Source organism: Occallatibacter sp., from assembly GCF_049582745.1.
GTDB lineage: Bacteria > Acidobacteriota > Terriglobia > Terriglobales > Acidobacteriaceae > Telmatobacter.
The window spans coordinates 1-12516 of the sequence record NZ_JBAUUO010000023.1 but is presented as its reverse complement, the minus strand read 5'-3'; the positions used below and the strand labels follow the sequence as shown (position 1 = coordinate 12516).

The 12516-nt window shown below is 57.2% G+C and carries 11 protein-coding genes and 1 other RNA gene; 10 read left to right on the top strand and 2 right to left on the bottom strand.

What is annotated here, in order from left to right; genetic code table 11:
- Positions 1-70: 70 nt before the first annotated feature.
- Positions 71-1597: a 30S ribosomal protein S12 methylthiotransferase RimO gene (gene rimO, locus WCA10_RS03050; RefSeq protein WP_472821015.1), complete on the bottom strand. Its 1527-nt coding sequence runs from the start codon at positions 1595-1597 to the stop codon at positions 71-73.
- A 277-nt stretch (positions 1598-1874) separates the two neighbouring features.
- Between rimO and WCA10_RS03045 the strand changes: the two genes are divergently transcribed.
- The 4 genes from WCA10_RS03045 to WCA10_RS03030 all read left to right on the top strand — a co-directional run bounded on the left by WCA10_RS03045 (position 1875) and on the right by WCA10_RS03030 (position 4076).
- Positions 1875-2294: an antitoxin Xre/MbcA/ParS toxin-binding domain-containing protein gene (locus tag WCA10_RS03045; protein ID WP_472821014.1), complete on the top strand. Its 420-nt coding sequence runs from the start codon at positions 1875-1877 to the stop codon at positions 2292-2294.
- Entirely contained in the window at positions 2295-2735 is a 441-nt protein-coding gene (locus WCA10_RS03040; RefSeq protein WP_472821013.1) for an RES family NAD+ phosphorylase, read from the top strand.
- A 95-nt stretch (positions 2736-2830) separates the two neighbouring features.
- Positions 2831-2928, top strand: an RNA gene (gene ffs / locus WCA10_RS03035) — signal recognition particle sRNA small type.
- A 131-nt stretch (positions 2929-3059) separates the two neighbouring features.
- The gene (locus WCA10_RS03030; protein WP_472821012.1) at positions 3060-4076 is read left to right on the top strand and encodes a beta-ketoacyl-ACP synthase III; all 1017 of its coding nucleotides are present in this window, start codon (positions 3060-3062) and stop codon (positions 4074-4076) included.
- A 67-nt stretch (positions 4077-4143) separates the two neighbouring features.
- Here the strand turns inward: WCA10_RS03030 and WCA10_RS03025 are convergent, their stop codons facing one another.
- Positions 4144-5013, bottom strand: a complete 870-nt coding sequence (locus WCA10_RS03025) for a menaquinone biosynthetic enzyme MqnA/MqnD family protein (protein WP_472821011.1) — start codon at positions 5011-5013, stop codon at positions 4144-4146.
- Positions 5014-5192: 179 nt separating this feature from the next.
- Here WCA10_RS03025 and dprA point away from each other — a divergent pair, with 179 nt between their 5' ends.
- From dprA to WCA10_RS02995, 6 genes are all read left to right on the top strand, one after another.
- Positions 5193-6386: a DNA-processing protein DprA gene (gene dprA, locus WCA10_RS03020; RefSeq protein ID WP_472821010.1), complete on the top strand. Its 1194-nt coding sequence runs from the start codon at positions 5193-5195 to the stop codon at positions 6384-6386.
- A gap of 318 nt (positions 6387-6704) precedes the next feature.
- Entirely contained in the window at positions 6705-9578 is a 2874-nt protein-coding gene (topA, locus tag WCA10_RS03015) for a type I DNA topoisomerase (protein ID WP_472821009.1), read from the top strand.
- 262 nt (positions 9579-9840) lie between these two features.
- Complete coding sequence (locus tag WCA10_RS03010; protein ID WP_472821008.1) at positions 9841-10302, top strand: DUF4760 domain-containing protein; 462 nt, start codon at positions 9841-9843, stop codon at positions 10300-10302.
- 99 nt (positions 10303-10401) lie between these two features.
- On the top strand, positions 10402-10725 hold the full coding sequence (locus WCA10_RS03005; protein WP_472821007.1) for a hypothetical protein: 324 nt from the start codon (positions 10402-10404) through the stop codon (positions 10723-10725).
- A gap of 648 nt (positions 10726-11373) precedes the next feature.
- Positions 11374-11658, top strand: coding sequence for a DUF427 domain-containing protein (locus WCA10_RS03000; RefSeq protein WP_472821006.1), 285 nt, complete (start codon positions 11374-11376; stop codon positions 11656-11658).
- A 38-nt stretch (positions 11659-11696) separates the two neighbouring features.
- A complete protein-coding gene (locus WCA10_RS02995; RefSeq protein ID WP_472821005.1) occupies positions 11697-12158 on the top strand; it encodes a DUF3574 domain-containing protein in 462 nt (153 codons plus the stop codon).
- Positions 12159-12516 lie beyond the last annotated feature (358 nt).

The window sequence follows — 12516 nt, the reverse complement described above, 5'->3', positions numbered from 1 at the left end:
TTGGATATCGTAACGCCGCGCCCGGATGCCTGCTCTCACGCGTGTGCGGATTTTCGAGCTCAGACTCGAGTCAGGAAAGCGGTCCCGAGGTAATCCGAGCGACGAGGTCGTAGTCGTGCGCTTCGGTGATCTCGGCGCGATAGAATTTGCCGGCTTCGAGTTCCTGAAGTTCTCCGAAGTCATTGATGTAGACTTTGCCGTCGATTTCGGGGGCGTGGAACTCGGTGCGGCCTTCCCAGAGCATGGAAGTCTCTTCGCTTTCGCCTTCGGCAAGAACTACGAGTTCGCGACCGACCCATTGTTGCTTGGCGCGCTTTGAAATCTTTTGCTGCAGCCGCATGAGCTTGCGCTTGCGGGATTCGATGGTGCGTTTCGGGAGCTTGGCATCGAGGGCGTGGGCTTTCGAGCCTTCCTCGTCGGAGTAGTTGAAGACGCCGAGCCAGTCGAATTTGGCATCGCTGATGAACTGCTCCAAGACTTCATAGTCGGCGGAGGACTCTCCGGGGAAACCGACGATGAAGGAGGTGCGCAGGGTGATTCCTGGCACGGCTGCACGGACTTTTTGGAGTGTCTTGAGGAAGATGTCGGCGCCTGCACCGCGCTTCATGCGCTTGAGGACATCGGGCGAGGCGTGTTGCAGAGGCACGTCGAGATATTTGCAGATGTTGTCGTGCATCGCGATGGTGTCGAGCAGCTTGCCGGTGATGCGGTTCGGGTAGGCATAGAGGAAGCGCAGCCAGCGCAGGCCATCGATTCCGGCAAGGGATTCGAGCAGGAGCGCCAGGCCGTCTTTGATGCCGAGATCTTCGCCGTAGCAGGTCGTGTCCTGGCCGATGAGGGTGATCTCCTGCACGCCCGCGGCGACCAACTGTCGCGCCTCTGCTACTACGGATTCAAAGCGGCGCGAGCGGAACTTACCGCGCAGGTTTGGGATGACGCAGAAAGTGCAGGGGTGATCGCAGCCTTCAGCGATTTTGATGTAGGCCGAGGTGCGGCCAGTAGATATGTAGCGCGGAGTGTATTCGTTGTAGAGATAGGTCGGCAGCATGTGCGCTGCGCCTTGCCAATCTTCGCGGCTGAAGCGGCCTTGCTGTTCGCGGAGATTGCCTTCTGGGCGAAATTTGGTTCTGTGGGTACCGGCGCCGGCTTCGCGTCCCTCACGCACCGCGGCGGTTCCGTTGCCGCTGAGGATATTGAAGGGCGATGGAACAGCGGAGTGCGATGGGGCAATTCCTGCTGCTTCGAGGATTGATTCAAGTTCGCCGGTGCCGACGACGGCATCGACCTCGGGAATATTCTTGATAATTTCGTCGCGGTATCGCTCAACGAGGCAACCGGCGACGATCAGCTTTTTGGCGGAGCCGGAGGTTTTAAAACGCGCCATTTCGAGGATGGTGTCGACCGACTCCTGCTTGGCGGTATCAATGAAGCTGCAGGTGTTGACGACGAGGATATCGGCCTCTTCGGGGCGGGAAGTCAGGCGTGCGCCACCGCGATCGAGCAACCCCATCATGACTTCGGAGTCGACCAGATTTTTGGGGCAGCCTAACGAAACAAAGCCCACGGTGGGAGCCGTGGGTTGGGAAGTTTTGCTCACAGTTCTATTGTACCGGGAATGTGATTGCGGCGAAGAGGCAGAGGATTTCGAAGATCGGCGAATTTCGAAGGCACAGGTATAAACCAGGGGGATCTTCAATGGCAACGGAGACCTTACCGGCTTGGAGCCTGGGGTGTCATTTTCTAGTGACCGGAGGCAGAATTTCTGTGGAGCGGTTCATGCCAGCGTCGGATAAAACTTTTAGTTTGTTATCGTTAAGTTAATGTATCATTTTGCCGTTATATGTGTGGCATAATGTAGATGGAGGTTGTATCGCATGAGCGCCGCACATGCCCAGATTGGTGAGTGGCTTGGAGTCCAGATCCCCGCGAACGATACGGACCTGCTCTCGATCGTTGAGAACCGATTTTCTCCGGAGATCATTAACCGTCTTTTGAAGTTGGGCCTTGGTCGAGGAGAACTCGACAAGGTCGTCATCGCCGCGCGCACTCTCCAGCACCGACGTTCGCGGCGAGAGAAGCTGAGCGTTGAAGAATCGGATCGCGTTCTCAGGCTTACGCGAGTATTGGCCGCCGCTGAGGCGACCTACGGCAGTCGCGCGCGAGCGCTGGAATGGCTTCGCATGCCGATTGCGCGCCTCAATGATCGCAGCCCGCTCTCGTTGCTAACGACCGAAACGGGCACTCGGATTGTGGAAGAGGCGCTTACGCAGATCGACGAAGGAATGTTCGTGTAAATGATTCTCTGGCGAGTGAGTCGTTTTCGCGACCTGGTGGGAATCGTTGGGCTCAGGGCGAGCGGTCGGTGGCATACTGCGGGGCGGCCCATCGTCTATCTGGCGGAGAGCCCCGCAGGGGCCGTGGTTGAGGTCTGCGTGCACACCGCTTCAAATAATGTCCCGCCTGCAATCATCATGCTGCAGATCGAAGGTCCAGATATATCCATTCCTACCGTTCAGAAGGAAGATCTCAGGGGAGACTGGATCCAAGACATTGATGTTACCCGAGCGATCGGGGACAAATGGCTCGCCGAAGGGTCGACGGTTTTGTTTCGCGTTCCGAGCGTTGTTGTTCCCAGCACATTCAATGTCCTTTTTAACCCGGTTCACGCCCAGGCGCGCGAGTTCGAAGTCACGCATGTATATGTTTATCCGTTTGATGTCCGTATCAAAAAGTGAGCAGATGCGGAGGGCACATCGATCCCTCTTCGCGAATATTGCGATACGATCCGACGGCGGGGCCGGAATCCCTCGCAAATGATAAAATCAATCAGTGCCGGGTCCTACGCGACGTAATCCCGCCAATCCCGCCAGGTCCGGAAGGAAGCAACGGTAACGGGCTAGTACGGGCGCAGTAGGTCACCCGGTACTTTTTGCGCCATGGGCGCTTCTATTCCTTTGGTCGAGGTGGCGCCCGGCCGACCGCGCGGGCAGACCAAAGATCAGCAGCAGTGATGAGTGCGAGCCGGTGTTGCCGGATCTCGCGCCGCAAGGAGAAATGCATTGAGCCTTTCCGTGCGTCCCATCGTGGGCAGGCGCGCCAAGATAAGCGCCCTCGGAACTTACGTCCCCCCAAAAGTTCTTACCAATAAAGACCTCGAAAAAATGGTGGACACCAACGATCAATGGATCGTGGAGCGCACCGGCATCAAGGAACGACATGTACTCGCGGCGGGCAAGGGCGTGAGCGACATTTGCGTTGAGGCTGCGAAGAAGTGCCTATCGGCGCGCGGCATCGAGCCCAGCGAAGTGGAAGTGATCATCGTTGGAACCGTTACGCCGGATATGATGTTTCCCTCGACCGCGTGCCTGGTGCAGGACAAGATCGGCGCCAAGGGTGCGTGGGGGTTCGACGTTTCGGCCGGGTGCTCGGGATTTGTATTCGCGCTTCAGGCTGGCGTCAAACTCGTTGAGAGCGGAGCGCACTCGAAAGTCCTCGTGTGTGGGGCTGACGCCAACACGCGCATGACGGACTACACCGATCGCGCAACGTGTGTTTTGTTTGGCGATGGCGGCGGGGCCGTGCTGATTGAGCCTGCGGAAGAGGGCGAAATCGGCATGATCGACTTTGTGCACGAGATCGACGGATCGGGCGGTGTTTCGCTGAATCTTCCGGCCGGTGGCAGTCTGAATCCTGCGACGCACGAAACGATCGATAAGAAGATGCACTTTATCCACCAGGATGGCCAGGCGGTCTACAAGTTTGCTGTGCGCAAGATGGTCGAAGCGACGACCAAGCTGCTCGAGCGCAATGGAGTGACCGGGGCGGACCTTGGCTGCTTTATTCCTCACCAGGCAAACAAACGCATCATCACCTCCACCGCCGACAGGATAGGTATGCCGGCTGATCGCGTGATTATCAATATTGAGAAGTACGGGAACACTTCTGCCGGCACGATTCCGCTGGCTATGGAGACTGCGATCGAGGAAGGGAAGCTGAAGAAAGGCGACCTCGTGCTGCTGGCTGCCGTTGGCGCTGGATTCACCGTCGGGACTGCGCTGCTGCGATGGGAGATCTGAGAGAGAAAGTTGTCAGTCTTTAGTTGTCGGTTGAGGACCATGACGTCTGGCTTTGTTCCGGGCGTTGCTATTTGGCGACAAGTTCGGGCGGTTTAAATTCGTAGGGGGGCAGCACGCCTGTTTCTGAGGCAATGCGGAAAAAACCGCGCATGCCTTCGACGCATTCCTCATCAAGAACGTAGTGAATATTTGTCGTAAGGTAAGCGCGGATCGTTTCTTCCGACAGCGGCATTTGCCGCGACCATTGAGCGACCAGCGCGTCGATGTTCTCAAGGCCGTGATCGCGGGAGCGGATAAAGTCCTGGCTGATTCGCTGATCCAATGGGCCGCCACCTGCAATGCCCCAGACGGCGGAGACGAAGGGTAGGCCGGTGAGCTTTCGCCATTCTTCGGCCAGGTCGTAGTAGACAAGCTCTTCCCCGGTGCGCTCGAAGCGATTTGCGCGCTCTTCCAGTGCCATCAGAGCCGGATCGCCGATGAGAATCGCGGCGTCGGCGCGGTCGAGCATGACATCGAGGTCGGCCGCCATTGGAACGTAAGGCACCTCGGGATTCCCCCACTTGTGGAACATGATGCGCGTGTATGCGAGCGTGGTGCGGCTTGCCGTGTCGGCGGCGATGCTTTGCAGGGCTGCGAGCGGCTGATTTGCACGCCGAACGAGCAAAAGTGAGCGGACGCGCTGTTTGGAGGCGATGGTGCAACCGGGCAGAATGCGCAGCCCGGGCGTTGTGGCAAGTGAAGCAATCGGCACGAGGCCGATGTCGGCGCTTCCGCTTGCCAGGTGGTCTGCGCATTCCGAAGGTAGCATCCATTGGACGTCATAGCGCTCGGCGAGTCCGGTGTCCAGGGGCGGATGTTCGAAGTCCCACATCAGCGGTGCGGGATTCAGAAAACGGATGGCGGCGACACGAAGCCGGCGGTGCGAAGTTGAATTCACTCTGTTCTTTAGACTATCAACCCGACCTTTGAGATTCTGCAGTTGGTGCGCGAGGTCACACACTTCGCCTTGACTTCCAAGTCCCATCAGCTTAATGTGAGCCTCAAATACTAAAGAAAACTCTTTAGGCTACTTTGAAAGAAAGTGCATGTGTACCTGCGCACGAAGCGCGTATGTAGATGTCGATATCGAACGAGACAACTAGAAATTCCTCCGCAAGCGAATCCGGAACGAAGATCGATGAAAGCCGACTAGCCATGCTGGCCCTGGCGTTGACCCCGAACCTCGGGCCGAAGCGCATTGTCGATGCGATCGCTCAACTGCACACGCCGGACCAGATCTTTGCCCTGACACTGACGGAGCTTGAGGGCCTGCGCCTTCCAGCGGATGCAGCGCAGTTCATATTCGATGGCAAAGCCCGGCGCGCTGCCGACGAGGAGTGGGGAAAGATTGTGCAGCAGGGCGGTTCGATAGTCACGCTGGCTTGCACGGAGTATCCCGAGCGATTGAAGGAGATCTACGATCCGCCTCCGGTGCTGTGGTTTCGCGGAGCGGTGAAACTGCTGACGCGACCATCGATCGCGGTCGTGGGCACGCGCCATCCTTCGCCCTATGGAACTGGCGTCGCCGAGATGCTGTCGCGCGATCTGGCGGCCCGGGGTCTGATTATTGTCAGCGGCATGGCACGCGGAATCGACGCCTGTGCGCACAAGGGCGCGCTTGCCGCGCGCACGCCGACAATTGCCGTGTGGGGAACGGGCATCGACGTGGTCTATCCCAAGGAAAACAAGAGGCTAGCGGACGAGATCATCGCGACGGGAGGGACGATTGTGAGCGAAGTGCCAATCGGCACCTTCCCCGCCCCGCAAAACTTTCCGCGCCGCAACCGGATAATCAGCGGACTAAGCATCGGCGTGCTTGTGGTGGAGGCCAGCGAAAATTCCGGCACACGCGTGACCGCACGCTGCGCGGCCGAACAGGATCGGGACCTTTATGCCGTGCCGGGAAACGTGACCTCCAAGAACTCGTGGACGCCTAACACGCTGATAAAACAGGGCGCGAAGCTTGTTGCGAGTTGGGAGGACGTGTGGGAGGATCTGCCTTCGCAGGTCCGGCTGCAATTGGAGCAGGAGGCTGGTGCTGAATCCAAACCGGAGATCACCGCATCTCTTCTGCCTGACCAGATGCTGCGGCCGGAGGAGGTAATCGTGCTTCAGGCATTGCGCGCCGACGATTCCCTGCAAATCGATGAGCTACTTGAAAAACTCGAGACGCAATTGACATCGTCCGAGGTGTTTACGGCCTTGTTTGAGCTGGAAATGAGTGGACGGATTCGCTGCCTGCCGGGAAAGAACTATGTTCGGACGCTTTAGGTGCGGAACATCTGGCGGTAGGAGCCGATCCTACAGAAAATTTTCGGTACAGCGCAATCTTCGATGAGCCACACATTTCAGAAACCTTGCGCGTTACTACGCGATCAATCCGGATTCGGGAACGGTGGATTTGGAGTGGAAACGAAGATGCCTTCCATGGTAGCTTGCAAATCTTGCAGCCCATATCAAGTGGGACGGCCAAGGTGAGGTAGTTGTCTTGCTCTGAAGATCTTCCTCCAAACGCAAAAGAAACCGAAAGACCTTTATCCGAGTCCAACAGGCCGGATGGAGTAGAGTAATACGGAATCAAGGATGGCAATGAGCAAATCACTCGTGATCGTCGAATCTCCCGCGAAGGCGAAGACGATCGAAAAATATCTCGGCAAGGGCTTCGAAGTGCTGGCGTCAATCGGGCACATCATGGACCTGCCAAAGAACGACATCGGGGTGGAGTTGCAGAACCGCACCTTCGTCCCGACTCTGATTGTGTCTCCAGGCAAGGAAAAGGTCGTAGCGCAGCTGAAGAGGGCGGCTGCCAGTGCGGACGAGATCTACCTGGCGCCTGACCCCGATCGCGAAGGCGAAGCGATTGCGTATCACCTGGCTCTGCAGCTGGGAACCTCGGCCAAAGAGAGGAAAAAGATTCGCCGCGTAACCTTTAACGAGATCACCAAGAAGGCGGTGCAGGAAGCTTTCAATCATGCCCGCGACGTCGATCAGAATCTTGTGGATGCGCAGCAGACGCGGCGCGTGCTCGATCGACTTGTGGGTTATCAGATATCTCCTTTGCTGTGGGATAAGGTGCGGCGCGGACTTTCCGCGGGGCGTGTGCAGACCGTGGCTGTCCGCCTGATTGTGGAGCGCGAGGCCGAGATCAATGCGTTTCAGCCCGTTGAATATTGGACATTGGATGCCCTTTTGCACGCTGAGCGCCAGGCTGACAAGAATTTCAAGGCGCGATTCGTCGGCATCGAGGGCGAACCGGCCCGCGTCGCAAACGGCAAGGACAAGGACGGAAAAGACCAGTTCCTCGCTAATGCTTTGCCCGATCAGAAATCGATGCAGGAAGTGCTTTCCGCTTTGGAAAAGGCGAAGTGGTCACTCGCATCGGTAGAAAGCCAAGAGCGGCAAAGAAGGCCATTGGCCCCTTTCATTACCAGCCAGTTGCAGAGGGATGCAGCCAGCAAGCTGGGCTTTAATGTTCGGCGAACCATGGGAGTTGCGCAACGTCTGTATGAAGGCATCGACATCGGCGCCGATGGAACCACCGGCCTGATCACTTACATGCGTACCGATTCTCCGCGCGTTTCGCCGGACGCGGTTCAAGGCGCACGCGAGTGGATCAAGAAGGCGTTGGGCCCGCAATATTTGCCCGCGTCCGCCAATGAATACAAGGGCAAGAAGGATGCGCAGGATGCACACGAAGCGATTCGTCCATCCGATGCATCGCGTACTCCTGAGTCGATCGCACGCTATCTGAGCGACGAGCAGTTGAAACTTTACAGGCTCATCTGGAGACGATTCATCGCATCGCAGATGGTGCCTGCCATTTTCGATGTAACGACCGCAAAGATCGCGGCAGTTTCCGAGAAGAACGGCAAGACGTATGACTTCAGGCTCAGCGGGTCCGTCGTTCGCTTTGATGGCTTCCTCAAGGTTTACGAGGTTGCAGAGGACAAGAAGGACGACGATGATGAGTCGGCCAACAAGCTTCCGAACCTGGACAACGTGAAGACTCTCGAACTGGACAAGCTTGAGGATGAGCAGCACTTCACGTCACCGCCGCCGCGTTACAACGAAGCTTCGCTCGTGAAGGTGTTGGAAGAAAAGGGCATTGGCCGTCCGTCGACCTATGCGTCGATCATCAACACTATCCAGGATCGCGAGTATGTGAAGAAGGTTCAGGCTAAGTTCGTGCCGACAGAGATTGGAACCGTTGTGACGAAGCTGCTGGTGGATAACTTTCCCTACATCTTCGACATGCAATATACGGCAAAGCTGGAGAGCGAACTGGATGCCGTGGAAGACGGCGAGGAGCGCTGGACCGACCTGTTGAACGGTTTTTATGATCATTTCGAAGAGGAGCTTGCCGTTGCGGGCGAGCATATGGAAGACATCAAGCGGATGGAAGAACCGACGAAGGAGGTCTGCGACAAGTGCGGAAGTCCGCTGGTTCTGAAGTGGGGCAAATTCGGCAGCTTCTTCTCCTGTTCAAACTTCAGCCGGAAGAAGCCGGTTACGGTTGCGATGGGTCCTTGGAAGAAAGGTCCGAAGGCGGTCACGAAGAAGATCACGACCGCACTTCATTTCCCGATGACGGTTCGCGCCACGGTTGAGGACACAAACGTGTTCTCAAAGGAAGTGGCGGACACGAAAGCGTTGGTTGCTGCGATCGGCGAGGCAGCAGAAGATTCGGCGACAAAAGGCAAGAAGATTTTTGTCGAGCAAGTGAGTTGTGACTTCACGAAGGAGAATATCGCTGCCAAGCCGGATTTGAGCGCGCCCGGTGCAGACGACGTTCCGGAAAAAGAGTTTTGCGACAACTGCGGCAAAGAGATGGTGCTGAAGAATGGCCAGTGGGGGCCGTTCATGAGCTGCCCGGACTATTCTGCAGATCCGCCGTGCAAGACGATCCGCAAGCTGAGCCAGAAGCAACAGCAAAAGCAGAACACGGCCCAACCGACGGGCGAAATGTGCCCGGTGTGCGGCAAGCCGCTGGTGCTGCGGCAGGGGGCGTACGGCGAGTTTGTCTCGTGCTCGGGATATCCGAAGTGCAAGTACGTGAAGCAGAACCTGATTGAGGGGATGAAGTGTCCGAAGTGCGGCGTGGGCGACATTGCCGAGCGCAAGGCACGGCGCGGCAACATCTTCTGGGGCTGTACTAATTATCCGAAATGTGACTTTACGTCGAACTACAAACCTGTCGCGCAAAAGTGCCCGGAGTGCGGCAATGCGTACCTGGTAGAGAAGACGCTCAAGAGCGGCATTTACCTCGAGTGCCCCAACAAGAAAAAGGGGGCCGAGGAAGAGGTCAAGTCGAAGAAGGGCAAGAAGACGGCCCGGCCCGAACCGGGAGCAGTGGTCGTTTGCCACTACGCGAAGCGGATCGGGGATGCGCCTCCGCCGCCTACGGTCGAGACGCATGGTCCGGTGATGGAGAAGCCGGATGCGAAGGAACTGCAGCCGGCGTGAGCGGGGATTACGTTCGGATGACGCTGACATCGAGACAAATGCTGAAGGTTATCGATCGAGCGCTAGGAGAAGTCTCGCGTCGCCTGTCTTCTGGCGAACTTGATCAATCAGGCCGCTATTACTCTGACTCAGAACTCAGGAATCAGACAGTGAATTCTTCTCTCCACCGCAAAGACTCGGTCCGAGCACGGGCTACTGCGCCCCGTCGTCGCAAAACAAAGTCCGCCTGAATCCTATACCATTGGCATTCGGAGAAATGTTAATGGAACGGATGCTTGCTACTCCTGCTGATGCTGAGATTATTCTCAAGCTGTACCAATTGCGCACTGAGGCGCTGATGCGCCAGGCGAGAGCCTGGATGACGGGAGAATTCTGGCCAAACACGCCGGAGGAGTTCTTTGCGGTGGCGCAGAATCCGGCCGATCCGCACAACGCTTTTTTCCGGCAGGTGGTGACGTACTGGGAGATGGCCGCGGCGATGGTGCTGCACGGGGCTGTGTCGGCCGAGCTGTTTGTCGACTGCAATGCCGAGGGCTTCTTCCTTCTGGCCAAGTTTTCGCACATTCTGGAACAGATTCGCGAAAAGATGCCGACGTTTCTCAACAAGACATCGGAACTGGTGAACCGGTTTACAGCGGCGTCAGCGCGGTACGAGGCGGTTCTGAAGAATGTGGAAGCGCGCCGCGAGCGGTTGCAGCCGAGTCACGAATGGCAGGTCAGGTAGTTCATCGGATCGAATCGTCTTCTCATTGGCCTTGTGCAAGGTGCGTCTGGTAGCACATGATCAGGGTCGGCAAAATCAAAATCCCCATGGAGGTTTCAAGTGAAACGTATCATCGCAATGCTGGTAGCTGTACTCGCGTTTGCCGCTGTTGCGGCAAGCGCTGCTGATTCCAAGACCATCAACGGCTGGATTTCCGACTCGATGTGCGGCGCCAAGCACGCGGGATCCGGTTCAGAGTGTGTTAAGAAGTGCATCGAGGGCGGGATGGCCCCGGTGTTTGTGGACGAAGGCAAGAAGCAGGTATGGACCATCGACAATCCCGATGCCGTGAAGAGCTTCTACGGCGACCATGTGACGGTGAAGGCGACAGCGGACAGCGACAAGAAGTCAGTACACATCGATTCGATCGAAGCCGCGAAGTAGGCGGCCGGTTCGGGTTTGTGGTTCCCAGGCAGCAGGGAGAGCAGGCAGCCGATGGCTCGGTCGGAAGTGCAACCGGACGGTTGCCTGTCACCCCCCCCGCTTTTGGACGAAAACGCTTGATTTTAAACAAGTTATGGGAACGGGTAAGGCGCTAAATATTTCTAGTCGCTGGAGTTAGCCGCAAAAATATCTCCGATATGGACTTAGGGACGGAGAACAAGGGAAACCAGGGGCCGGCGAGGAGCGCGGTGATCGGAAAGTATCGAGGATTTGCCGCATAGATTCAATTTAGTCCAGCTGGCGAAATAACCTGCAAAAACGCGATTTCTTTTTGCTGTTTGTTTTGAGCGGGTTAGGCGAGGGTGATGGATTCAGAGGCTTGACTTTAAGAAATCCGGATTGTTCCGGCAGTTTCTTCCAGCCCTATGGGCTCAAGGGAGGATTGCATGGGACCTAGTCCCAGGGTTTTACCCTGGGCTATTCTCGGACGGCCCTCTGGGACTGCGGTTACGGCTTCGCAGCAAACGCTGCTCGCGCCGAAACCGGAATCCCGCGCACTCGTCACAGAATCTAATCTCTGTTACTGTTCTAACGGTTAGCGTTCGCCGGAGCGGTAGAGCGATGTGGCGAATGCCGGTGTGAAAGATTATGGCGAAAGCAGTCTGGAACGGCAAAGTGATTGCCGAGAGCGAAACTACCGAGACCGTCGAGGGAAACGTCTATTTCCCGGAAAACAGCTTGAAGCGGGAGTACTTCCGGCCGAGCAGCACCACCTCAACCTGTCCGTGGAAGGGGCAGGCGCGTTATTTGAGCCTGCTTATCGATGGGCAGGATAATCCCGACGCGGCCTGGTACTATCCCGACCCGAAGCCTGCGGCCCGCAAGATCAAAGGATACGTGGCTTTCTGGCGTGGAGTTGAAGTAGAAAAGTAAGTTTCGGCTGTCGATCCTGTTCGATCCCGGGAGCCTAAATGCACGTCCGTCGCATATTTCTCGCGCCCATTCTGGCGCTTGCGCTGGCAGCCTGTGCGCACACGCCGATCACGCCTTCAGCTGTTACCGCGCCTACCTTGCAGGGAGACGCGGCGCACCCCGCCCAGACCAAGGGGTGGGTGGATACGAAGCTGTATTTCGGCCTGGGACCGATGGCGCATCCGGAACAGGGAGTGAGCGAAGCGGACTGGCGCGGATTCCTCGACCGGGAGGTGACGCCACGGTTTCCGGACGGGCTAAGCGTGGTGGATGTATTCGGGCAGTGGCAGGGGAAGAACCAGACCACACCGGAGCCGCTGCGATCGAAGATGCTGATTGTTGATTACCCGGATACGGCGGAGAATCGCGCGAAGATTGAAGCGATCCGTTCGGCGTGGAAGCAGAAGACGGGCGACCAGTCGGTGATGCGGGTGACGGAACCGGCGGATGTGTCGTTCTAGCTGCGCGAACAACCGGGAAATTCCGATCCGGGTTTTTCCTGCACTGGTTCTTAGAATTCGGCGATGGCTTGGCATCACCAAATCGGCCCTACGGAAATTGGGTTATTCCGGGTGGGCGGTTTTACGGCCGTGCGCCGGGATAAACCGACGTGTTGCAGGGGTGCAAGTCCCTGCAGGAAAGGAAATAGCGAATCCATCCTGACCTCTAGTCTTGCGTGGCACATCGTGAGATGTGTGGCGAAGCGTAGATCGAGGCATCGGTGGGCCGGGTGATTGAGCTTCGAAAAACCGCGGATCAGGATGCCGACTCCCTGGTGAGTAGGAGGAAGGCAATACGGCGGCTGCGTTATACGCGAGC

Coding starts and splice junctions, on each gene's coding strand:
- WCA10_RS03045 (WP_472821014.1), top strand. CDS start 1,875: ATGAGCGCCGCACATGCCCAGATTGGTGAGTGGCTTGGAGTCCAGATC.
- WCA10_RS03040 (WP_472821013.1), top strand. CDS start 2,295: ATGATTCTCTGGCGAGTGAGTCGTTTTCGCGACCTGGTGGGAATCGTT.
- dprA (WP_472821010.1), top strand. CDS start 5,193: ATGTCGATATCGAACGAGACAACTAGAAATTCCTCCGCAAGCGAATCC.
- topA (WP_472821009.1), top strand. CDS start 6,705: ATGAGCAAATCACTCGTGATCGTCGAATCTCCCGCGAAGGCGAAGACG.
- WCA10_RS03010 (WP_472821008.1), top strand. CDS start 9,841: ATGGAACGGATGCTTGCTACTCCTGCTGATGCTGAGATTATTCTCAAG.
- WCA10_RS03000 (WP_472821006.1), top strand. CDS start 11,374: ATGGCGAAAGCAGTCTGGAACGGCAAAGTGATTGCCGAGAGCGAAACT.
- WCA10_RS02995 (WP_472821005.1), top strand. CDS start 11,697: ATGCACGTCCGTCGCATATTTCTCGCGCCCATTCTGGCGCTTGCGCTG.